Genomic DNA, 23,800 nt, shown 5'->3' on the forward strand with positions numbered 1-23,800 from the left:
TAGTAAATTAGTAGTTTATATTATTCGTTATAATCAATCCATACTTTCATTTTCCCCGCTTTCCGGTTATCCCATGTATAATAAGGGATCAAAGTGATTGCCAACTCATTCGTAGTGGCCTTTATGGTTGTGATCCCATTTAATAATTTCGGATTAAACTGGGCATTAAAAGAGGTGTTCGCCGCGATTTTTAGGTTATCAAAATCTTGAGGGTTATCTACCTCTTCCATGCAATATACGAGAGGCCCTCTTTGTATGGCACGCTTACCGATGTTTTGCTTAACTCTAGGGTCTGCGGTTATCAATTTGACTGACATCTCCATTGATAAGGAGATTACGTCTCCTTGTTTCCACTCTTTATTTAATACGGCGTATCCTTTCTCTGTTGGAACTTTTACTAGTTGCCCGTTTACCGATAAGGTATATTGCTCACACCAACCAGGGATACGTAAACGTATCTCTTTTTTCAACGGATTAGAAGGAGTTACAGTTAGTTTTACAGTTCCATCCCAAGGATAATTGGTCTCTTGTCTCAACGTGACATTTGTGTTGTCTGTGTTTATCTCAGTAGAATTACCTATGTACAGATTTACCCAGATCGCCTCATTGGAGGTTCCGTAAATATAATTACCGATAGATGGAAGGAAGCGAGATATTTGGCTTGGGCAACAAGCGCAACCATACCATGCTTGACGGTGATGGTCTCCTTTAGATTCCAAAGGATTAACATAGAAAAAACGATCTCCTTCCAGCGATATACCGGCTAAAGCTCCATTGTACATGGATCGTTCGAGGACATCAATATACTTGGAGTCACCAGTAAATTGATTCATTCGTTGATTCCACAATACCATTCCAACCGAAGCGCAAGTCTCACAATAAGCATCTAGGTTTGGCAGGTCATAGTCTTCTGTGAAACCTTCGTTATGGCGTGAGGAGCCGATCCCCCCGGTAATGTACATATTTCGGAGTACGACATCATCCCATAACCGATTCAAAGATTCGATATATCCAGAATCTTGCTTTAACGCTGCCACATCCGCCATACCACAATACAAGTACATGCAACGAACGGCATGACCAGCGATATCACTCATCTCACGTACAGGTTTGTCATCTTGGTAGTAGAATGGATCCCATTCACCTTCCCCACCTTTCGAGCCATGCCCGTGTCCTCGTTCCTCGATCAGCCAATCAGCGAAATCTAGGTATTTTTGCTCTCCTGTGGTTTGATATAGTTTGACAAGGGCTAACTCAATTTCCTCATGTCCGGGAACCCAATCTCGTTTTCCCGGTCCAAAGATACTCATCATGTGATCGGTCATTCGTATACAAACATCTAGTAGTTTTCGTTTTCCGGTAGCTTTATAATAGGCCACTCCTGCCTCTATCATGTGTCCGGCACAATACATTTCATGCTTGTCCATATTAGTCCATCGTTTTTCCGGGGCGGTCAATGTGTAATACGTATTAATATATCCATCCGGTAGTTGGGCGGCGGCGAATTTATCGATCCATTCATCCGCTTTTTTCTCCAACTCTGGATTTGGATTGTTGATCAAACTGTATGCCATGCCTTCCAACGCTTTGTATACATCAGAATCATCAAAGAAAATACCGGAATGTTCCCCTTCCCTTTTTGCCGCATTCTCAAAATTGCGGATGCGCCCTGTCTGGTTCTCGATCTGATCAATACAAACAGGCAAAGTGGTCGATATATGTTTCTTTAACCTGGGAGACCAGAAATTATCTTGTATATGAACTTGTGAGAAGTCCACTTGGTCAATCATTTTGAAAGGAGCTTCTTTATGGGGAGCTTGTTTACATCCCCATAATGTTAGACATGTCAAAGATAATAATACGAACTGTTTCATTTTTTTGAGATTTAAAGTTATAATCTAATCAATGCTTTTATAAATCAGACCTATTGATGTTAGTAGGTCTGATTTATAATAAAAAGTTTAAAGTTTACAAACCATTTTTGTCAAAGCATCTGCTGATGCTACTCTTTTTCCGTCGACGAAGATAAAGAATCCTTTCCCGTTACTATATTTTTTTCCTGTTTTATCATATAGAATACATATTTTTTTATGATGATACATTATATGATCTAGGCAAAAATAGTCCCATTTATCTTCTGGTATCAAAGGATTGACGATAAGAACGTCTTCGCTTTGCGGACGAATTCCTACCAGCCCACTTATGACTAAATCACAAAAAGAGGAGTGGTTGTAGTTTCTGCCTCTCTCTTTAGGTTGGTGATTTTTCAACATGGTTCTGGATATCCAATCTCCCGTAAAAGGATTTAGGTTCTCGTCGATCCAAGGAATGACATTACCATTATCGAGTGTGAGATGTTGGCTTTTTGTATATATTTTCAGTAATGTCCAAAAATCGTCTTTGGATATATAGTTTTGTTCTTGATCGTTCAGTAAATTCGCTAACCCTGTCAATGTCATGGCTGTGGCGAAAGGCCAAGACGGACCATTCCATTGGCATTCGTGCCCTTCATAGACAACTTTGAATTTGGGATGACATTGTTCTGCGGTTGTAGGACCATATGGAGCAAAAAAATGGTTTTTGTCCATTAGAAATTTCCATGCGATAGCATAAGAATGATTTGCTAGATCAAAACTCCAAGGCGTGTAACCATGCAATTCCCTGACATCGCGTAATATTGCTTTGCTATCCATAGGCAGTACTTTTATAAAAGAAGCCTGTTCGTCCCATAGTAAATCAAACATTTTGTTACGGATAGCCTCTGCTTTCTCGTGAAAATAGGAACCTTGAGGATCATTCTTTTTCTGAGCGACCCAAGAAAGAGTATTTGCTTCTGCTGCCATATATGAGTTAATGGTAGCCCTATAGCCACTTCCTCCGATAGAAATTTCCATGCCGTCACGGTTGTCTGTTTGCCAGAAAAGACCGGTTTCGGAATTAAATTTCTCTTTTTCCCATCCGTTGAAGTTAGAGACCAGCTCAGGATATAACTTTTTTAATATAGAGTCGTTCCCTGTGACTAAAAAATATTGGTAGATTGCATTCGCTATAGGAAAACTATAGGATCGAACATCACCTCCACCCCTTAACCAGTAATAGGCATAATCATTCAAGTAACGCTGTTCATGTAGCCATCTCCCTTCCCTGAAATGAAACCAAGCTGGACAACAAATTCCGTTATATTTCCCAGCCCAAGAAACATCAGGCAGAAATTCTGTTATTATAAATCCCTCTGGTGTTTCTTTTATATGTTTTCTATAAGTCCACCATCGGAAATAATAAATCTCTTCGATATCTTTATCGGGACATTCGAAAAAAGGAATGTTTTCGGCGAGAAAATCTTTAGCTTGTTTGTTCGATATGGACTGTATGTATATTTCCTTATCTTGCTGGTTGAATTTATCCGCATATAAATCAGATAAATGACGATCTAAAATCTGCCCTTGAATATTTACAGAAAAACAAAGTCCAATAAGTAAATAGAAAATGTGTGTATGACTCCTGCTCATATAATGGTTTTATTGTAGGTGTCCTTCTAAAAGAAGGGCACCTAGGTTGGACATTATGTTTGTTTATAAATAATTAGGATTCTGCTCTAGGTTTGGATTTGAGGTCAATACTGTTTCCGGAATAGGGAATACTGAACGATAATCCCCCTCAGGCTTGTGAGATAACCAGCTCTTTGTCGTATATATACCAAAACGAATGGCATCTCTGCGGCGATGCATTTCCCAAGCAAATTCCCAACCCAGCTCATCATACATCCTTCCGAATTGGACTGGATCAGTGTTTCCTCTATCTACGATTTTATAATCTTCCACATAACCATATTGATAGCAAGTATTTCCCGCTAATTGGGAGTCTGTTACTGTCGCTAATTCAGGATTATCTTTAAACGCCCTTTGGCGCACTTGAGTAACCAAAGTACCAGCCCCGGATTTTCCTGTACGTAACAAGCATTCGGCTTTCATCATCATAATTTCCGCATATCTGAATACAGGAATGTCTGTGTTTGAACTGGAATATGAATTTTCAGCGACCTCAAATTTATTCATTCTGTAGCCTTCCAACTCACTGGTATAATTACCGCTAGGAATATCCTTCGTGTAGATCAGGGGTTCTCCCATTTTATCATAAGTTCCGTATAAAGGAGTACCATCAGCGGCCAATTGTTGCCCCATAAGCCAAGTATCGGCTAAACGTGAATCTTTTTCATTGTAAGTGTCTATGAATTGAGTAACTCCCATGGCAGATCCACATCCCCAAGGTGTATCAATCGTATTGTATTTCTTTTTTAGTTCACCGTGCCAAGAAAACATAAATATACTGTTTCCCGTAGCGAAATTCTCGTCGTAAGGGATTGTAAAAATGATTTCTTTACAGCTTTCGACACCCTGGGTCCTAAAAGGATCTTTGTAATTTTCAGCTAAAGTGAATTTCCCGCTGTTTATAATATCATCACATTGGGTTATACAGTCATTCCAGCGTGCTTCGTTTACGTAAACTTGTGCGTTTAGATATAAGTTGGCTAATAGAGCTTTGGCTGCCCATTTCGTCATTCGCCCGTAATAATTGCCTCCTACTTCTTCGCTTAAATCAGGTATTACCTCTATAAGTTCGTTTTCAACAAAGTCGAAAATTTCTCTGCGTGTATTTTTGGCAGGTAAATCCATCGCAGTTGTTGTTACAAGAGGAGCGTCCCCGAAATTGTCACATATTTGCCAATAGTAGTAAGCTCGCATAGCCCGAAGCTCTGCTAATCCTTGTGTTTTTTCTGTGTCGGAGGGTGTGGGTATTACCCCTGTTTCAATTTGTTCGATAATTTTGTTACATAGTAAAGCCCCTTGATAGAACCATGACCATATATTTTTCACATGGTCTTGCTCTGAGTTCCAGGTTTGATAATGCATACGGCGGTATGCGCCACCATCATCCCAACCAGAGGCATTAGGTGGCATAACGATTGCGTCTGCGCTTACTTCTTGTGCGCAAAAGTATCCCCAATGATCTGATTGGCTACGTAAATAACTATATACACTCGCTATAGAAGGAGTGAAATCATCTACTGTATAATTGTATGTTTGTTCTGTTACTTTCGAATATACGGTCTCATCCAGATTGTTGCTGCAAGAAAGTATGCTAAAAGAGCAGCAAGTGCCTAATAGAATTTTTATATAAGTATTCATGATTTATTGCGATTTAAAATTTAACAGAAATACCAAATGTGTAAGTTCGGGTAGACGGGTAACGGTTTTTGTTATCTACGCCAGGAGTCAAACCACTTAAACTGACCTCAGGATCGATTCCTGAATATCCAGTGATGGTGGCTAAGTTAGAGACTGTCCCATATATCCTTAACCGTTTAATCCATGTATTGAAATTGAATGTATAACCGAGGGTTATATTATCTATTTTCCAGTAGTTACCTTTTTCGATGTAGTAGCTTACATATTGAAGTTCCTGATCTATCGCCAAAGGAGAGTTGCCAAATTTTGTGTCGAATGCCTCGTTTAGTACATTACCCCTTGCTAGCATGACAGGAGCCCCATATTGTAAGCGTGGCATATTCAAGATATCAAATCCGAAAGCTCCACGCATAGTTACTGAAAAATCGAAACCTTTCCAATTGATAGAATTGTTCCAATTAAGGTAGTGCTTAGGTAAGCCGTTTCCGATGACCTGTTTATCTGTTGGTTGTTGCTCGGAGATTGGTTTAGGGTTACCATCTGCTCCCTCTATGATCCAATGTCCATTATCGTCAATATCAATTGTTTTGTATCCCCAAAAATTACCTATTGGTTCACCTTCTTGAATGCGATGTGTAGTGGTTTGTAATGGTTCTCCGGTGGAACCTTTATCTGAGTAACCACTAGATATAAACTGATCATTAGATAGTGATAATAGCTTGTTTTTATTTGTTGAGTAGTTGGTCGAGGTTGTCCATTGAAAATCTTTGGTTTGTATGGGTATTGCGGTTATACCAACCTCGATACCTGAATTTCTCATAGAACCTGCGTTTGCCACCATACTAGAATAGAGATAAGGTGGAGATGGTACGGTATAATCCCATAGCAGATCCTCTGTTTTACGATTATAATAGTCAATATTACCGCTGATACGATCATCCAGAAATCCGAAATCTATACCAATGTTAACCTCTTTCTTTTTCTCCCATCTTAAATCTGGATTAGCGTTAGAATCTGGGCGGATGGTTTTTATATATAACCCATTGTAATATACATATGTGCCGAAATCCAATGTGTTTAAGGACATATAGGGATCATCGGGAACTGTACCGGTTATACCGAAACCTGCACGTAATTTTAAGGTGGATAGTTCTTCTATATCTTTTAGGAAATTCTCGCCTTTAATATTCCATGCACCGGATACGGAGGGGAAATTTCCCCATTTATGATCTGCGCCAAATTTGGTGGATCCTTCGTGACGAATACTGGCAGCTAGCATGTATTTACCCTTGTAACTGTAGTTTAAACGGCCGAAATAACCAATCAGCCTACTTTCGTTTGCTTCTGAGAATTCCGTGGCTTTGCCATCTTTTAAGGCTTGTCCGGTTTCCATATTATTGTATGTGTAATCGTCAGATGGAAAATCATAGTTTTGCATATAATAATTTTGATATGTATCCTTTTGCCAACTATAACCGGCCAATAGCGTGAATGAATGGTCTTCTAGTAGTGTTTTCCTCCATTGAACTGTTAGCTCTGATAGATCTTGCGCTTTTCGTGTTGTTCCGCGAGATGCGTAACCATTTTTCCCATCTCTCCATGTAGATTTATGGTTTTGCGTCTCGTAATAACCTCGTGTTTGATTATAAGTGTTGGAAGAAACGAGATATTTAATGTCCAAGCCTTCTATTGGAGTGTAAGTGATATTTCCAAACATCCTCAAATTTGTAGCTTGATTTTCTCCTTCAACCTCATTTAGCATAGCGACAGGATTATAATATTCGTTTTTGGTACTTTCCGAATATTTTCCCTCTGCATTATAGACAGGTGTTGTTGGATTGTATATCAGAGCATTCCTGTAAACCTCGCTGTTATAACTTCCTCCATCCGAGCCAGAGAAATAACTTTGTTTATATCCGCTTAAACTAGCGTTTAATTTTAATTTATTGTTGAACATACGATGTGTAATTTCAATACGGGGATAATACATCTGGTTGTTGGTTCGCTTGATTAATCCATTTAACCCCCTATATTCAAAACTAGCTACATAATTTGTTGTACGACTACCACCTCGTAAGCTGATGTTGTAAATTTGAGTAAATGGGGTACGGGTTACTTGGTCTAGCCAGTCGGTTGTAGCACCATCGTCTTGAGCCCCGGCTACTCCTTCTTTAACTCGTTGACGGTATTCGTCCGCATTCATAAAAGGCAGTCTTTTTATTATTTGTTGTGTGGATATATATGCGTTCACGTCCACCTCTGTTGGCATTTCTCCTAAGGTGTTTTTAGTCGTGATCAGAATTACGCCATTTGTTCCACGTGTTCCGTAGATCGCTGCGGCAGAGCCGTCTTTTAATACGTCTATTTGTTGAATGTCATCAGGTGAAACTGAATTTAAGTCTCCTGGAATACCATCAATCAAAACGAGTGGGCTTGCGCTGGCTTTTAGGGTTGTGATTCCCCTAAGAGAAATTTCGGATGTAGATGTTGGATTTGCGTCTGGTGTGATGATGCTTAAACCCGGTACTTGTCCTTTAATAAGTTGGGCTGGGTCGGTAGACGGTGTTTTGATGAAATTTTCGGATTTGATAGAAGAGATTGCACTCGCGACTTCTCCTTTTTTTTGAGTACCATAGCCAACAACGACTACTTCATCTAAACTTTGTGTATCTTCCGCTAAACGAACAGTTATTTCTTTCTTGCCGTTTACATTGATATCTTGACTCAAATACCCGATGTATGAAATTTGGATAGTAGCGTTTTCTGGAACTTCCAGTGTATATTTTCCATTAAAGTCTGTAATGGTTCCGATAGAGGTCCCTTTTATAAGAACGTTGGCTCCTATGATAGGTTCTCCATTTTTATCAATTACAGTTCCTGTAATTCCTTTTTTACTTTGTTGGGGAGATGAATCTCTATTTACCTCTTTTCTCATCAGAAAGATGTTCTTCCCTTCTATTTTATAGATCGTGTCTGTATTCTTGAAGATATTGGACAAAATCTCCGTTACAGTTTGGTTGGAGGCTGTAATTGAGATTCTTCGTTCAAGATCCACTTCTTCAACGTTGTAAATGAAAAGATAGTCTGTCTGTTTTTCAATCTCCTCCAGAATATTGTACGTTTTAGCGTTATTTAGTATAAAGTCTATACGCATATTTTGTGAGCGAACAGAAGCTAATAATCCGGTAGTAAAAATAAATAGTGTTGTTAAGGCTAACTTCATGACTCGAAATATTTTATTTTCCATACATTTGTGATGTTTTAATGTTAGTACTAAATAATTTAAGGATAATTCGGTGCTGACTTCTGCCGGGAGATGCTGCAACATTTCCCGGTTTTTCATACCGATTGAATTTATCGACTTTTCTGTTTCATAGGCATATTGATTTAAGTAGTGAATAAATGTGTTTATTTTATTATAATCAAATTCTCTTCCTCATTCTTCGTATAAGTAAACTTATGTTTTAATTGAAGTACTTTTAGCACATGTTCGACTCCATCCTTAATCCTAAACTTACCGGAGTAACGATACTGGAGTAGGGCTGGGCGTTGTACGTCTATCTGGATATCGTAATAAAGTTGCAGTTTATCTATTAGATCTTGGATCGATTCATCTTCAAAACAAAATAGCCCCTCTTTCCACTTAAAATAATTATAATCAGAGATGTGAGATGTTTCTAGTCTTCCATTATTGGCTACGGCGATCTCATCAGGCTTTAGACGAAGATGTTGTGATAAATCTGGTGAGGTTATTTCTACACTTCCTTTTATAAGAGCTGTCTCAAACAATGGGCTGTTGTGATAGGCTTTCACGTTAAACTCTGTCCCCAACACTTGGATTGCGTACTTTGGGGTTTGCACGATAAATGGACTTTCTTCATTGTGCTGGACGGAGAAGTAACCTTCGCCGTCTAATTCCACGTTTCGGGCGTTCGTGCTGAATTGTTCAGGAAATCTTAGGGTTGAGCGAGAGTTCAACCATACATGTGTACCATCGGCCAAGGTGACCTCTGCCCGTTGTCCGGCTGGTACATGAATAGTTTGCATTTGTGCCTTGTCTGGTTGTTGTGTCAATAGTTGTTTACTACCCCAAAAACCAACCAAAAAGATGGCTGCGATCTTTAAGAGCTCGATAGTTATTTTTTGTATTGAGAAATGTCTCTTTCTAACGGAATATTTCTCGTTTGTATCACTTTGCCAAAGTGAGAGATCATATAATTTGCGCAAAGCTAGAAATTCACGCATATTCTCCGCGCTTTCGTCCAACCATGACGCTACTTTCAGTCTCTCTTCTTCGGAAACCTCACCTCTTATATATCGTTGTAGTAATTGCTCCATGAATATCTATTAATTTCGCTTTGTATTATAAAAACGATACAATGATGTAGATCCCTAGTGGAAAAGCGAAAAAAATTAAGAAAAAAGAAAATAAAATAAGGGCAGGTAATCTTTTAGGTTGATACGTAATACCTTTAATGCCTTAGTTATATGATATTCTACTCCTTTTGCAGTAATGTTGGTCTCTTCCGCTATTTCTTTCACGGTTTTATTCTCGAAACGACTCATCTCGAATATCCGGCGGGTTTGCTCGGGCAATGATTGTAGTGTATTGTGTATGATGGTTTGTATTTCGTGAGAGAATATTTCTTCTGGATCACATGCTTCAAGTGTCGATATACGAATATTGAGTTCACGATCATTAAGTTCCATGATGTTTTCAATGGCGGATTCGTGGATTACTTTATGTCGTAAATAATCTAAGGCTTTGTTTTTTAATATAGTTAGCAGAAGAGCTTCTGAGGTCTCTGCCTCTTGTGATAGGGATAATCTCCAATATTTCACGAGAGATTCTGCCACGATATCTTCTGCCGCCATATCGTCGTGTACATATGATTTTGTAAACAGAAATGACCGTCGGTAATTTCGTTCATAGATACTATTGAAATCATCTCCTTTCATTTTCAATGTAGATTGGATGACAAATGTAGAAATTTTTGGATAGAAAAACAGTATTGGGCTAAAAAAGATGTTAAGAACAGATTGAGCGGTGAAAAATGGATATCTTTGTGAAAAGCATTAAATCATTAGGTCTTATGGATATAGGAATGCGGAACTACGATCTTCGGACTTTAATTGATGGTGTGGAGGCGGAAGCCTCGTCTTTCTTATATCGGGAAGTTTGTTCGGGAATTGAGATCTGGAGATGTGGATGCCTTCCTCACTCGTTTAAAAGCCTTTTTCGCTGATTTCCCTTATGAGTTAAAGGCTAAAACGGAGCGTCATTATCAAGTAGTGTTTTATCTGGTGTTTAAATTGATGGGACAATTCTGTGATGCGAAGGTGCGCGGTGCGAAGGGACGTGCGGATGCGGTAGTAAAGACGAAAGATTATATTTATGTTTTTGAGTTCAAGCTGGACGGTTCCGTGAAAGATGCCTTGAGGCAGATTGACGAGAAAGGTTATCTGCTGCCTTATGAGGCTGATGGGCGTGAACTGGTGAAAATAGGTGTTTCCTTTAGTAAAGAGGATCGGAATCTGGGTTGTTGGGAGATTGTTTAGACCTGCGCTAAACCACTAGAATAAAGTTTCCCGAATGAATAACTTATCACTTCCTAACTCGTAAGCTTGTGGCTTGACAAGCCGTAAGTCATTCACTTAACACTTCGATAATTAACAATAAGTCTTATTTGAAACTGCTTGTTTAATTCGTTGATAAATAGCTTTTTATAAACATGTGCATGCTTTACTCCAAACACGTACATGTTTTTGGAAATTCACGTACGTGTTTTGATGAAAAGTAAAAGTTTTTTGAGCCAGTCTCTCTGCCATTCCCAGAATGGTGAGATATTGGCTTCTTGATATGTTAAAAATCATCCTATATACGAAACATCTCTATAATCCGTTGTTATATGAAGGATTATCGATATTTTTGTAAATAAACTAGGTAAGCATATGGCAGCGAAGAAAGACAGAGTACTTTGGGCGGATGACGAGATTGATTTGTTGAAACCGCATATCTTGTTCTTGCAGGACAAGGGATATGAGGTGGTTCCGGTGGTGAGCGGGCAAGACGCCATTGACTGCTGTAGGGAACAATCGTTTGATATTATTTTTCTCGATGAGAATATGCCCGGCTTGACAGGGTTGGAGACGCTGTCGCATATCAAGGAGATCGCTCCGAATGTGCCGGTCGTGATGGTGACTAAAAGTGAGGAGGAAAGTATCATGAATCAGGCGATCGGAAATAAGATCGCGGATTATTTGATCAAACCGGTAAATCCAAACCAATTGCTTCTCTCTATCAAGAAGAATGTCCATAAGAACGTGATTATCTCCGAGACGACCACGGTGGGTTATCAGCAGGAATTCGGTCGTATCGGTATGCAAATCAATGATTCCTTGACCACTGACGACTGGATGGAGGTCTATAAGAAACTGGTGTACTGGGAACTGGAACTGGAAAGCAGCCAAGTGGCAATGACAGATATGCTCCGTATGCAGAAGGAAGAGGCCAATAACGCTTTTGCCAAATTCGTGAAGAAGAATTATGTGGACTGGATACAGAATCCGGTCGATCGCCCGTTGATGAGCCCCGACCTGTTTAAGAAGAAAGTCTTCCCAATGTTGGATAATGACGAGAAGGTTTTCTTTATATTGATCGATAATTTCCGGCTGGATCAATGGCGGGTGGTAAAAGAATTGCTTACTGAGTATTTTACGTTTGACGAGAGCTTGTATTATAGCATACTGCCAACCGCCACGCAATATGCCCGCAACTCCATATTCTCGGGCTTGATGCCCTCGCAAATAGAGCAGATGTTTCCGGATTTGTGGGTGGATGAGGAGAGCGAGGAAGGTAAGAATTTGAATGAGGCTCCACTGATTCAAACCCAGATCGATCGGTTCCGTAAGAAATATACCTTCTCATATAATAAAGTACACGATTCCCAATATGGAGAGAAATTGTTGGGTACGATCCCTTCTCTTACTCGTAATCAATTGAATGTGATTGTGCTAAACTTCGTGGATATGCTTTCGCATGCTCGTACGGAGAGCAAGATGATCCGTGAGTTGGCGCAAAGCGAGGCGGCCTATCGCAGCTTGACTAAATCATGGTTCCAGCACTCTTCTACGCTTGAGTTGTTCAAACGAATCGCCGAGCGGGGAGGAAAAGTAATCGTTACGACCGATCATGGAACGATTCGGGTAACGAATCCGATCAAGGTGATAGGTGATAAGAATACGAATACCAATCTACGCTATAAGGTAGGCAAGAACTTGAACTACAATCCAAAAGAGGTATTTGAGATCCGGGACCCGGAAAAAGTAGGGCTTCCCTCCCCGAATCTAAGCAGTAAGTATATTTTCGCCTACGGAGAGAATTTCTTCGCTTATCCGAATAATTATAACTACTACGTATCCTATTATAAAAATACATTCCAGCACGGAGGAATCTCGATGGAGGAGATGTTGGTGCCGTTTATTACGATGGAACCGAAATAAATATCGTTTTTTTGTTCGTGGATGGTAGGTTTTGTTTAATTTTGCGAAAAAAGAAGTATGTTTATCCATAATGAAATACGTAAGAATCTTTCCTTGTTCTCTGATATATGTAAGAATCATGGGATAAAATCGTTGTATGCGTTTGGATCTTCAGTGACAGAGCAATTCAATCCACAGAGGAGTGATATTGACTTGTTGGTAGAGATGGAGGATATGGATCCTTTAGAAAAAGGAGAAAAATTACTTTCTTTATGGGATAAGTTAGAAGATTTTTTTCAAAGAAAAGTAGATCTGCTTACTCGGAAAAGTTTAAAAAATCCATTTCTTTTGGAGAATATCGATAAAACAAAAATTCTATTGTATGACAATAAAAGAAAAGAAGTATTTGTCTGACATGATGAGGGCGATAAGCTTGATCGAGTCGTTTACCGCAAATACTAGATCTTATACAGAATATACAATGGATCTAAAGACGCAGAGTGCGGTGGAAAGGCAATTGGCTATTATAGGTGAGGCTTTAAATCAATATGACAAACAACCGGAACGTATATCGCTGAATAATACGCGGCAAATTGTTGGTTTCCGTAATCGGATTATACATGCTTATGATAGTTTGGATGACACATTGGTTTGGGCGATAGTCGTTAATCATTTACCGGCGTTAAAAAGTGAAGTGAAAACATTATTGGAAAATTGTTAAGTTAGATAAGATGAGCACGATAAAAATAGAAAGTTTGGATAAGATCCATGAGGCGGCTAAGGAGTTTATCGCCGGGATGGATGATCGTACGGTCTTTGCCTTCTATGGTCCGATGGGGGCCGGTAAGACTACCTTTATCAAGGCGATCTGTGAGGAATTGGGTGTGGAGGATGTGATCAACAGCCCCACATTCGCTATTATCAATGAGTACCGTAGCGATACGACGGGAGAATTGATTTATCATTTTGATTTTTACCGGATCAATAAATTGAGTGAGGCCGAAGATATTGGAACGGAAGACTATTTCTATAGCGGAGCTTTATGTTTTATTGAATGGCCGGAGAAAATAGATGAGTTGTTACCCGGAGATGTGGTAAATGTCACGATCTCGGAGAATCCGGACGGTTCACGTACTGTAGAGGTTAAGTAAGTCTATGGATCCTTCCGAATACTTTATCTTATCCTTGTTTATCGCTTTGGGATTGTTCTCAATCGTAGCGGCGATCTGTAATTTTGATTGGTACTTTAAAACCAGCGGGGCGATGACTTTCGTGAACTGGTTCGGTCGTGGCGGCGCACGTATCTTCTATGCGTTGTTGGGAATCGGGCTGATCGCTTGTGGGGCGCTGGGACTTATGTATTGGTGATAAAAAGTAAATTATACTTACTTGTCCTAGTAAGTATAATCAAAATGCCTAAGTAAGTATAACTTCGTTGTCTGATGAAGTTATACTTACTTTGAAAAAAGCCTTATTCCGCTAATTGGAAATCGAGTTGCTTACGTTCCAGATTCGCTTGCGCTACTTTGATAGTGATAGGGTCTCCCAAACGATATTGACGTTTCTTGCGACGGCCCAATAAACAATAATTCTTCTCATCAAACTCATAGTAATCATCATCCAGATCACGGATTGGTACAAGCCCCTCGCATTTATTCTCGTTCAGTTCTACGTAAAGCCCCCATTCGGTGACACCGGAGATAACGCCGTCGAATACCATGCCGAGCTTATCCTGCATGAATTCTACTTGCTTATATTTGATGGATGCACGCTCTGCGTTGGCGGCGACTTGCTCCATGCTGGAACAATGATCGCATAAATCCTCATACTTCTTTTGTATAACGCTACGGCCACCGGCTAGATAACGTTCCAGCAATCGGTGTACCATCATATCCGGATAACGGCGGATAGGAGAGGTGAAATGTGTATAGTATTCGAAAGCCAAGCCATAGTGACCGATATTCTCCGTGGAGTAACGGGCCTTTTGCATGGCACGGATCGCCACTGTCTCGATCAAGTTCTCTTCCGGCTTTCCTTGTACATTGTCTAATAAGGAGTTGATTCCCTTGGAGACATCCGTCTTCGTGCCGTCTGTTTTCAACTTATAGCCGAAGCGACGGATAAAAGAGGCGAAATTCTCCATTTTATCTGGGTCCGGAAGCTCATGGATACGATAAACAAATGTCTTCTTAGTCTTTCCTTTAGGAGGACGGCCCACGAACTCGGCTACGGTACGGTTTGCCAATAGCATGAACTCCTCGATTAACTTATTAGCGTCTTTTGAGACCTTGAAATAAACACGGACCGGTTTCCCTTGTTCGTCGATCTCGAATTTAACCTCATAGCGGTCGAAGTTGATAGCGCCACTCTTGAAACGGCGTTCCCGCAATTTCTTGGCAAGATCGTTCAAGGCTAGAATCTCCTCTTTATAATCTCCCTCGCCGGTTTCGATCACTTCTTGTGCCTCCTCATAGGTAAAGCGGCGGTCGCTCTTGATGATCGTGCGGCAGATCCGGGAGTTTTGTACCACGGCATCGCTATTTAGTTCGAAGACAGCGGAGAAGCATAATTTTTCCTCGTCGGGACGTAAAGAGCATATTTGGTTGCAAAGTCGCTCGGGAAGCATCGGTATCGTACGGTCTACCAGATAAACGGAAGTCGCACGGCTTTGTGCCTCTTTATCGATGACACCGTCCGTTTTCACATAATGTGTTACGTCGGCGATATGTACGCCAACCTCCCAGTTCCCGTTATCCAAACGGCGTGCGGAAAGGGCGTCGTCGAAGTCTTTCGCGTCCTTCGGGTCGATCGTGAAGGTTGTTATCCCCCGGAAATCCTCCCGGTTCTCAATTTCCTCCGGAGAGATCGCTTCCGGGATCTTATCCGCCGCTTTCTCTACCGAGGAAGGATATTTGTAAGGCAATCCGAATTCGGCAAGGATCGCGTGCATCTCGGCGGTATTCTGTCCGGCGATACCTAATATATCGATGACCTCACCCAGTGGATTCTTGGCTTCATCCGGCCATTCCACGATACGTACGATCGCTTTGTCGCCGTTCTTGCCCCCTTTCAGTTTATCCTTAGGGATGAAAATATCGTTAGCCAACGTCTTGTTTTCCGTAATCAAGAAGGCAAAGCCTTTAGCTACTTGAAGTTTACCTACGAAAGTACGCTCCTTGCTCTCAAGGATTTCCACGACCTCACCTTCCGGCTCGGCACCTTTACGTTTGGCGAAAAGCTGTACTTTCACCTTGTCGCCATCCATGGCATGCCCGGAATTACGTTCGGCGATAAATACCGGCGTACCTCCGTCTTCGGGGATGAAAGAATTCTTTCCATTGCTACGGCGTGCGAAAGTTCCTACGGCTAGGGTGCCCAATCCGTTGAGACGGTAACGGCCACGGTCGATCTCAGTGATGATATCCTCGGCGGACAAGTCATACAGGATGTCTACCACCTGCAATTTCTGCACTTGGTTCTCGACTCCGATGATCTTGCTGATTTGTTTATAGTTGAAAGGTTCCTTGGGAGAGGATTGGAAAACGGAAATGATGGCTTGGATCATCGCTTCTTTTTTCATACGTTTACCAACACCCTTGTCCTTTTTTCCTTTTTTCTCCTTATTGTTATCTTTTTTTGCTGGTCTATTCTTTGCCATTCTGTATAATTATTTGCATTTGTTTTTGTGAAGACGGGGTACGCCTCGTCTTCTGCACGCCATGTCTACAAAGGAAACAATTTAAATTGATATTTGGTTGACAATTGTGTTAATTAGATTTATTAAGCTCGCAGATTCTTAATGGAAACAATTCGCCGGCACCCCTTTCGCTCCGGGCTTGCAACAGAATACGCTACCGCTTAGTGGATATTCCTCAAGCTGTTCCTCACTCAATCCGGCACGGGCGGTCGTTATATAAAGCGTGTCGAGCTTATCCCCTCCAAAAGCGCATGACGCTACGTGGGGGGCCGGCACGACAATTTTTGTCAACAGATCGCCGGTATAGGGATTGTAACAATAAACACCGCCACCTCCCCATTGAGCCACCCAAAGGTTGTCGTTGCAATCTATCGTCATTCCATCCGGGGAGCCGGTGCCCTCGGGTATATTTACGGCTACGCCATCGTACAATATGTCACCGGAGCTATCGTCATACCGGAAACGTATGATCTTACGGGTAGGTGTGTCGTTGTAATACATGTATTTCTTATTGGCGGACCATACGATCCCATTGGAGATCGTGACTTTTGTCAACTTTGTTTCGACGGTTCCGTCTGCCCATACGCAATAAAGGCTGGCAGCCCCTTTAGGTGCGCCAAATCCCATGGTGCCGATCCATAAGCGTCCGGACGGGTCGCATTTCCCATCGTTGCAACGAATCTTCCCGTTATTGTCCGGGATTGGGGCGATAGATGTCGTGTTCCCATCCGTTAGGTTTACACGTATGATCTCGTTTTGTAAAGCGACGACTACCGTACTGTCCGTTTCCGGTACGACGGTAGAGACCATGCGGTCGAACTGCCATGAACGGCAGTTTTGCAAGTCCGGTATATACTCATATAACGTCTTTCCTTCAATATCTACCCAGAAAAGTGTATTGCGATCGGGATGCCAAATCGATCCCTCCCCTGTAGTAGCTTCCGCCCGGAACGCCAGATCGGGGCTGATTATAATAGGATCGTTTATACAAGAGGTTCCTTCAAACATGATAAATGCCAATATTAATTTAATAACTATTTTTTTCATGGTATGCTATGAATCTGAGTTTACAAAGGTATAAATTTGTTTTATAATGCCATGATAAAAGATTATTTATGTAACTTTGCCGCTTAAATAAAATTACCGATGAGCGTAGAGATAAGAGAAGTTACCAGTAAGAAGGAGCTTAAGAAGTTTGTCAAGTTCAATATCGAATTATACAAGGGTAATCCCTATCACGTACCGGGTTTAATAGAGGAAGAGATGATGACGCTGGATAAGAAGAAAAATCCGGCGTTCGAGGTGTGCGACGCTATTTACTTCCTTGCCTATAAGGACGGGAAGGTGGTAGGCCGTATCGCCGGTATGGTGAATCGCCCGAGTAACGAGGCTTGGGGACAGAAACGTGCCCGCTTTGGTTTCGTAGATTTTATTGATGATGACGAGGTGGTTGATGCCCTTTTCGGTGCTGTCGAGAAATGGGCCCGCGAACAAGGCATGGAGGAGATCCACGGTCCGATGGGCTTTACCGATATGGATCACGAGGGTATGTTGATCGAGGGTTTCGATCAGATCGGTACGATGGCTACAATTTATAATTATCCCTATTACCCCAAGCAAGTGGAGCGTATCGGATACGGAAAGGATCAAGATTGGCATGAATTTAAGATCTATATACCGGATGGCGTTCCCGAGAAGCATTTGCGTATCGGCGAGATCGTGAAGAAGAAATACGGATTGAAGGTGCTGAAGTTCAAGAACGCTAAGGAGATTATGCCTTACGCCCGTCCGGTATTCCATACATTGAATGCGGCTTTCGCTCCCTTGTATGGTTTCGCGCAATTGACCGAGAAGCAGATCGATTATTATATCAATATGTATATCCCTATGCTGCGTTATGATTTGGTAACGCTGATCGTAAGGGAAGAGGATAATGCGGTGGTTGGCTTTGGCATCTCCCTGCCCAACCTTTCGAGAGCCTTGCAAAAGGCTCGTGGGCATATGTTACCCTTCGGGTGGATTCATTTGCTGAAAGCGTTGAAGAGCAAACCGAAAGTAATCGACCTGTATTTGACAGGAGTCTTGCCGGAATATCAAAGTAAAGGCGTGAACGCTTTATTATTTAATGACTTGATTCCGGTCTATAAGCGTATCGGTGCCGTTTACGCCGAGAGTAACCCGGAGCTGGAAACGAATAGCGCCGTACAAGCGCAATGGGATTATTTCAAGCGAGAGCATCATAAATCAAGAAGAGCGTATATTAAAAAGTTATAAGAGATATGGATGAGCTGAATTCAACGATACAACAACCTACGGAATATAACGATGATGACATCAAGACACTGGACTGGATGGAGCATATCCGCCGGCGTCCCGGTATGTATATCGGAAAACTGGGGGACGGTAGCTATGCCGATGATGGTATCTATGTGTTGTTGAAGGAGGTGCTGGATAACTCTATCGACGAGTACATGATGGGGTACGGCAAAAGTATCGAGGTGACTATCGAGGAAGGTACGGTAGCCGTGCGGGATTATGGCCGTGGTGTCCCTCTGGGTAAGGTCGTGGATGTGTCTAGCAAGATGAATACCGGCGCTAAATACGATAGCAAGGCGTTTAAGAAATCCGTGGGTTTGAATGGTGTGGGTATCAAGGCGGTGAATGCCTTGAGTAGTTATTTCTTGATAACCAGCTACCGTGACGGAGAGTGTAAGCGGGTGGAATATAGTAAGGCGATCGTCACGGAGGAATCGGATATCCAACCGACCGGGGAGGCGAACGGTACGCAGGTATTCTTTGTCCCGGACCGGGAGATCTTTAAGGATTATCATTATAAGGACGAGTTTATCGAGGGGCTATTAAAGAACTATGTCTTCTTGAACTCGGGACTTTCCATTATTTACAACGGCAAGCGTTTCTATTCCCGCAACGGTCTGGTGGATTTGTTGAACGAGAATATGACCACCGAGCCTCTTTACCCGATCATCCACCTGAAAGGGGAGGATATAGAGGTGGTTATCACGCATAGCAACCAATATGGAGAGGAATATTATTCGTTCGTGAACGGCCAGCATACCACCCAAGGCGGTACGCACCTTTCCGCTTTCAAGGAGTCTGTAGGCCGTGTCATCAAGGAATATTACAATAAGAATTTCGAGTATTCGGATATTCGTGCGGGTATCGTGGCCGCTATCAGCATAAAAGTGGAGGAGCCTGTATTCGAGAGCCAGACAAAGACCAAGCTCGGCTCGAAAGATATAGGACCGGACGGCCCTACGGTAGCGAAGTTTATCGGTGATTTCATCAAGAATGACCTGGATAACTATTTGCATAAGAATATGGAGACTTCGGAGCTTTTACTGAAGAAGATCTTGGAGTCCGAGAAAGAGCGCAAGGCGATCGCCGGTGTTACGAAGCTGGCCCGCGAGCGTGCGAAGAAAGCGAATTTACATAATAAGAAACTAAGGGATTGCCGGATTCACCTGACCGATTCGAAAGGGGATTTGCTAGAGGAAAGCAGTATCTTTATCACGGAGGGTGACTCGGCTAGCGGTTCTATCACGAAGAGCCGTAACCCGAATTACCAAGCTGTATTTAGTTTGAGGGGTAAGCCTTTGAATAGTTATGGCTTGACAAAGAAGATCGTTTACGAGAACGAGGAGTTTAACTTGCTTCAAGCGGCCTTGAATATTGAGGATGGCTTGGAAGGTTTGCGGTATAATAAGGTGATTATCGCGACAGATGCCGACGTGGACGGGATGCATATCCGTTTATTGTTGATTACCTTCTTCTTGCAATTCTTCCCCGATTTGATTAAGCGTAATCATGTTTATATCTTGCAAACCCCATTATTCCGGGTACGTAACCGGCAGAAGACGTGGTATTGTTATTCAGAGGAGGAACGCTTGGCTGCCATAGCCGCTGCCGGGAAGAATCCGGAGATCACCCGATTCAAAGGTCTGGGAGAGATCTCTCCCGATGAGTTCAAGCATTTTATCGGCAAGGATATACGCCTTGATCCGGTGACAATGAAGAAAGAGGACCTCGTGAAAGATATGCTCGAGTTCTATATGGGGAAGAATACCATGGAGCGACAGAACTTTATTATCGATAACTTAGTGGTTGAAGAAGATGTCATCAATTGAAAATAAACGTATCGCACTTTTTCCCGGTACCTTCGATCCTTTTACGATCGGGCATCAATCCTTGGTAAGGCGTGGGTTGGAACTGGTGGACGAGATCGTGATCTCGATCGGTATCAACGATAAGAAGCTTACCTATTTCTCCTTGGAGAAGCGGATGGAAGCGATCTGGAATCTATACAAGGATAATCCAAGGGTGAAAGTCATGTCATATAATCAATTGACGGTGGATTTCGCTAAAGAGGTCGGAGCCGGCTTTATCTTAAGAGGAATCCGTACGGTCAATGATTTCGAATACGAGAAGACGATTGCGGACGTGAATCGTAAGTTGACGGGTATCGAGACTTTTATCTTGTTTACGGAACCGGAGCATACGCATATTAGCTCAAGCATTGTCCGTGAGTTGTTACGCTACGGCAAAGACATTTCCCAATTCGTCCCTAAAGAGACGAGATTGTATTGAAAATTATGAAACGAATATATCTGATGAAAAGAATCGTCTTATCCCTGCTGATCGTCCTAGGTGTGTTTACCGGAGCGACAGCGCAAAAAGCGAATATGGATGCCCGGAAGCTCCAATTGGCTTTATTCGCCATCTCTAATCTATATGTCGACTCTACTAGCGAGACGAAGTTGGTGGAAGACGCTATAGTCGGCATGTTGGATAAGCTAGACCCTCATTCCAATTATATGGACCCGGAGGAGACGAAAGAGATGACCGAGCCTTTACAAGGCAATTTCGATGGTATCGGCATACAGTTCAATATGTTGACGGATACGCTTTACGTGATTCAGGTAATCCCCGGAGGTCCCTCTGAGAAGGTGGGGTTGATGGCGGGCGACCGTATTATCCAAGTAGACGATACCTTGATCGCCGGCGTGAAGATGAAGACTACCGATATCATGAAGAAACTACGCGGACCGAAAGGTACCGAGGTGCGTGTGAAAGTAAAGCGAGGCAAGTCGCCGGAATTGATGGATTTCAAGATCGTTCGCGGTAAGATTCCCGTGTATAGTCTGGATGCCGCTTATATGGCGGATAAGAATACCGGTTATATTAAGTTGAACCGTTTCGCCGCTTCTTCCGCCGATGAATTCAGGGAGGCGTTGGAGAAGCTCCGGAAACAGGGCATGAAGAACTTGATTCTGGATTTGCAGGGAAATGGCGGGGGATATTTGAATATCGCCATAGAGTTAGCGGATGAGTTCTTGGATAAAAACCGGTTGATCGTTTATACGAAAGGGAGTAAGCAACCTCGTGAGGAGGCGAACTCTACCGCTCGTGGACAATTCCAAGAGGGACGTTTGGTCGTTCTGGTGGACGAGTCCTCGGCTTCGGCCAGCGAGATCGTCTCCGGCGCTATTCAAGATTGGGACCGTGGAGTGATCGTAGGTCGCCGTACCTTTGGTAAAGGTTTGGTACAGAAACCGATTCCCCTGCCGGATGGTTCCATGATTCGTTTGACGGTTTCCCGTTACTATACACCCACCGGACGTTGTATACAAAAGCCTTACGAGAACGGGAAGATGGAGGAGTACCACCATGATCTGATCGATCGTTATAACCGGGGGGAGTTGATGAGTGCCGATAGCATTCATTTCCCGGATTCAATGAAGTATAACACCTTGGTTACCGAGCGTACCGTATATGGAGGTGGAGGTATTATGCCGGACGTGTTCATCCCGGTAGATACGACTCGCTATACGGATTATCACCGGAAACTGGTAGCTTCCGGTTTAGTCAATCGGGTGTCCATGAATTATCTGGATCGTAATCGGAACCAGATGATGGCTAAATATCCGAAATTCCAGCAGTATAAGCAAGGTTTCGTGGTCGGAGAGGATATCATGGAGGAGCTTCTTAAGATGGCCGGCGATGAGAAGATTGAGTTTGAGGAAGAGCAATATAATCGTTCGAAGCCGTTGATCATGCTTCAGATCAAGGCGCTTATCGCACGGGATCTCTATGATATGGCGCAGTACTTCCAGATTATCAATGATGATAATCCGAGTTACCAGAAAGCGCTTCAGATTATTAATAATAAAGAAACTTACAATAGGCTTTTAGGACGTTAGCCAACGTAAACAGATAAGGGTATGTATTGGACGCTTTTTCTGACATTCGTGAAAATCGGTATGTTTACCATCGGAGGTGGATACGCCATGTTGCCGCTTATCCAGCGGGATGTGGTGGACCGGGGATGGATGACGAAAGAGGACTTTATCGACGTTTTCTCCGTGGCCCAATCGTTGCCGGGTATTTTCGCCGTGAATATAGCGATCTTCGTGGGTTATAAACTGAAGAAGACATGGGGCGGTTTTGTTTGTGCCTTGGGTACGATTCTCCCTTCTTTTGTAATCATGCTCTTGATCGCGTTATTCTTTACGCAGGTAAAGGATAATGTATGGGTGGAGAAGGCGTTTATGGGATTGCGTCCGGCGGTGGTCGCCTTGATCGCCGTGCCTTGTCTGACAACCGCACGCTCTATCAAGTTGAGTTACGTGCAAATGATCATACCTGTCGGGGCGGCATTGCTGATCTGGATGGGTGGGGTGTCTCCCGCTTGGATTATCTTGGCGGCTATAGCCGGAGGTTTGGTGTATGGTTTAAATAAGAAGGGCTGATATGATTTGGTTGCAATTATTATATGTATATCTGAAGATCGGTATATTGGGCTTTGGTGGCGGGTATGCGATGTTATCCTTGATACAAGCCGACGTGGTGGACCGCTATGGTTGGATTTCCTTGCAGGAGTTTACCGATATAGTCGCTATCTCTCAAATGACACCCGGGCCGATCGGTATCAATAGCGCCACCTATATAGGGTATACGGCGGTGCATAATGCGGGGTATTCGGAGACGATGAGTATCCTAGGGTCTTGCCTGACGACATTCGCGGTATGTCTGCCCTCTTTCATATTGGTTCTCTTGATCTCTTATTTCTTCGCTAAGTTCCGGAATAATAAATATGTAGAGGCGGCTTTCCTTGGATTGCGCCCGGCTACGGTCGGTTTGATCGCCGCCGCCGCCTTGCTATTAATGAATAAAGAGAACTTCATCGATTATAAAAGCTTCTTGATCTTTGGCGCCGCTTTCATCCTAACATGGAAATTCAAGGTACATCCTATCTTGATGATCATCTTGGCGGGTATCGCGGGTATTATTTTATATTGGTAATCCCGATGTCGATGGAATTGCCCGTTTAATCGGTGAAAACAGCCCCTTTTTCTAGTCTGGTTGCCCATGTTTTTAAGGTAATATAGTTTTGCTTTCGTAAAAAGATAGAAAACGA

General features: G+C 42.5%; 19 protein-coding genes and 1 pseudogene. 12 read left to right on the top strand and 8 right to left on the bottom strand.

Features of this window, described 5'->3' with window-relative positions:
- Positions 1 to 20: 20 nt before the first annotated feature.
- From DWX84_RS07775 to DWX84_RS07800, 6 genes are all read right to left on the bottom strand, one after another.
- Positions 21 to 1,874: a glycoside hydrolase family 127 protein gene (locus DWX84_RS07775; protein WP_122377465.1), complete on the bottom strand. Its 1,854-nt coding sequence runs from the start codon at positions 1,872 to 1,874 to the stop codon at positions 21 to 23.
- Between the two features lie 87 nt (positions 1,875 to 1,961).
- Entirely contained in the window at positions 1,962 to 3,509 is a 1,548-nt protein-coding gene (locus tag DWX84_RS07780) for a glycosyl hydrolase family 65 protein (protein ID WP_122377466.1), read from the bottom strand.
- A gap of 63 nt (positions 3,510 to 3,572) precedes the next feature.
- Positions 3,573 to 5,186 carry a RagB/SusD family nutrient uptake outer membrane protein gene (locus DWX84_RS07785; protein WP_122377467.1) on the bottom strand — a complete coding sequence of 538 codons (1,614 nt, stop codon included), beginning with the start codon at positions 5,184 to 5,186 and terminating at the stop codon, positions 3,573 to 3,575.
- Between the two features lie 13 nt (positions 5,187 to 5,199).
- Positions 5,200 to 8,433: a TonB-dependent receptor gene (locus tag DWX84_RS07790; protein ID WP_122377478.1), complete on the bottom strand. Its 3,234-nt coding sequence runs from the start codon at positions 8,431 to 8,433 to the stop codon at positions 5,200 to 5,202.
- A gap of 161 nt (positions 8,434 to 8,594) precedes the next feature.
- Positions 8,595 to 9,524, bottom strand: a complete 930-nt coding sequence (locus DWX84_RS07795) for a FecR domain-containing protein (RefSeq protein ID WP_122377468.1) — start codon at positions 9,522 to 9,524, stop codon at positions 8,595 to 8,597.
- Positions 9,525 to 9,599: 75 nt separating this feature from the next.
- Positions 9,600 to 10,145 carry an RNA polymerase sigma-70 factor gene (locus tag DWX84_RS07800; protein WP_122377469.1) on the bottom strand — a complete coding sequence of 182 codons (546 nt, stop codon included), beginning with the start codon at positions 10,143 to 10,145 and terminating at the stop codon, positions 9,600 to 9,602.
- Between the two features lie 207 nt (positions 10,146 to 10,352).
- On the opposite strand from DWX84_RS07800, the pseudogene DWX84_RS07805 reads away from it, so the two are divergent.
- The 6 genes and pseudogenes from DWX84_RS07805 to DWX84_RS07830 all read left to right on the top strand — a co-directional run.
- A pseudogene (locus tag DWX84_RS07805) lies at positions 10,353 to 10,745 on the top strand (PD-(D/E)XK nuclease domain-containing protein); the annotation flags it as partial.
- Positions 10,746 to 11,138: 393 nt separating this feature from the next.
- Positions 11,139 to 12,689 carry a PglZ domain-containing protein gene (locus tag DWX84_RS07810; RefSeq protein ID WP_122377470.1) on the top strand — a complete coding sequence of 517 codons (1,551 nt, stop codon included), beginning with the start codon at positions 11,139 to 11,141 and terminating at the stop codon, positions 12,687 to 12,689.
- Positions 12,690 to 12,746: 57 nt separating this feature from the next.
- Positions 12,747 to 13,082 carry a nucleotidyltransferase family protein gene (locus DWX84_RS07815; RefSeq protein ID WP_036617276.1) on the top strand — a complete coding sequence of 112 codons (336 nt, stop codon included), beginning with the start codon at positions 12,747 to 12,749 and terminating at the stop codon, positions 13,080 to 13,082.
- Positions 13,051 to 13,389, top strand: coding sequence for a DUF86 domain-containing protein (locus tag DWX84_RS07820; protein WP_036617273.1), 339 nt, complete (start codon positions 13,051 to 13,053; stop codon positions 13,387 to 13,389). Before DWX84_RS07815 ends, DWX84_RS07820 begins: the two co-directional genes overlap by 32 nt.
- Before the next feature lie 10 nt (positions 13,390 to 13,399).
- Positions 13,400 to 13,819, top strand: a complete 420-nt coding sequence (tsaE, locus tag DWX84_RS07825; RefSeq protein WP_048927062.1) for a tRNA (adenosine(37)-N6)-threonylcarbamoyltransferase complex ATPase subunit type 1 TsaE — start codon at positions 13,400 to 13,402, stop codon at positions 13,817 to 13,819.
- Positions 13,820 to 13,823: 4 nt separating this feature from the next.
- Positions 13,824 to 14,036, top strand: a complete 213-nt coding sequence (locus tag DWX84_RS07830; RefSeq protein ID WP_005859813.1) for an immunity 17 family protein — start codon at positions 13,824 to 13,826, stop codon at positions 14,034 to 14,036.
- A gap of 103 nt (positions 14,037 to 14,139) precedes the next feature.
- Here the strand turns inward: DWX84_RS07830 and rnr are convergent, their stop codons facing one another.
- A complete protein-coding gene (gene rnr, locus DWX84_RS07835; RefSeq protein WP_008779123.1) occupies positions 14,140 to 16,326 on the bottom strand; it encodes a ribonuclease R in 2,187 nt (728 codons plus the stop codon).
- A 138-nt stretch (positions 16,327 to 16,464) separates the two neighbouring features.
- Positions 16,465 to 17,373, bottom strand: a complete 909-nt coding sequence (locus DWX84_RS07840; protein ID WP_005859808.1) for an SMP-30/gluconolactonase/LRE family protein — start codon at positions 17,371 to 17,373, stop codon at positions 16,465 to 16,467.
- A 138-nt stretch (positions 17,374 to 17,511) separates the two neighbouring features.
- On the opposite strand from DWX84_RS07840, the gene DWX84_RS07845 reads away from it, so the two are divergent.
- Genes DWX84_RS07845 through DWX84_RS07870 form a run of 6 tightly spaced genes read left to right on the top strand, consistent with a single transcriptional unit; the run spans position 17,512 to position 23,685 of the window.
- Complete coding sequence (locus DWX84_RS07845) at positions 17,512 to 18,639, top strand: hypothetical protein (RefSeq protein WP_005859806.1); 1,128 nt, start codon at positions 17,512 to 17,514, stop codon at positions 18,637 to 18,639.
- Between the two features lie 5 nt (positions 18,640 to 18,644).
- On the top strand, positions 18,645 to 20,510 hold the full coding sequence (locus DWX84_RS07850) for a DNA topoisomerase IV subunit B (RefSeq protein ID WP_005867331.1): 1,866 nt from the start codon (positions 18,645 to 18,647) through the stop codon (positions 20,508 to 20,510).
- On the top strand, positions 20,497 to 20,970 hold the full coding sequence (gene coaD, locus DWX84_RS07855) for a pantetheine-phosphate adenylyltransferase (protein WP_005859804.1): 474 nt from the start codon (positions 20,497 to 20,499) through the stop codon (positions 20,968 to 20,970). Before DWX84_RS07850 ends, coaD begins: the two co-directional genes overlap by 14 nt.
- Positions 20,971 to 20,993: 23 nt before the next feature.
- Positions 20,994 to 22,583 carry a S41 family peptidase gene (locus tag DWX84_RS07860; RefSeq protein ID WP_036630834.1) on the top strand — a complete coding sequence of 530 codons (1,590 nt, stop codon included), beginning with the start codon at positions 20,994 to 20,996 and terminating at the stop codon, positions 22,581 to 22,583.
- Positions 22,584 to 22,604: 21 nt separating this feature from the next.
- The gene (locus DWX84_RS07865; protein ID WP_005859800.1) at positions 22,605 to 23,132 is read left to right on the top strand and encodes a chromate transporter; all 528 of its coding nucleotides are present in this window, start codon (positions 22,605 to 22,607) and stop codon (positions 23,130 to 23,132) included.
- 1 nt (position 23,133) lies between these two features.
- Positions 23,134 to 23,685: a chromate transporter gene (locus DWX84_RS07870; RefSeq protein WP_022192757.1), complete on the top strand. Its 552-nt coding sequence runs from the start codon at positions 23,134 to 23,136 to the stop codon at positions 23,683 to 23,685.
- The last annotated feature ends 115 nt before the right edge of the window (positions 23,686 to 23,800 follow it).

Source organism: Parabacteroides sp. AF21-43 (assembly GCF_003635435.1).
GTDB lineage: Bacteria > Bacteroidota > Bacteroidia > Bacteroidales > Tannerellaceae > Parabacteroides > Parabacteroides distasonis.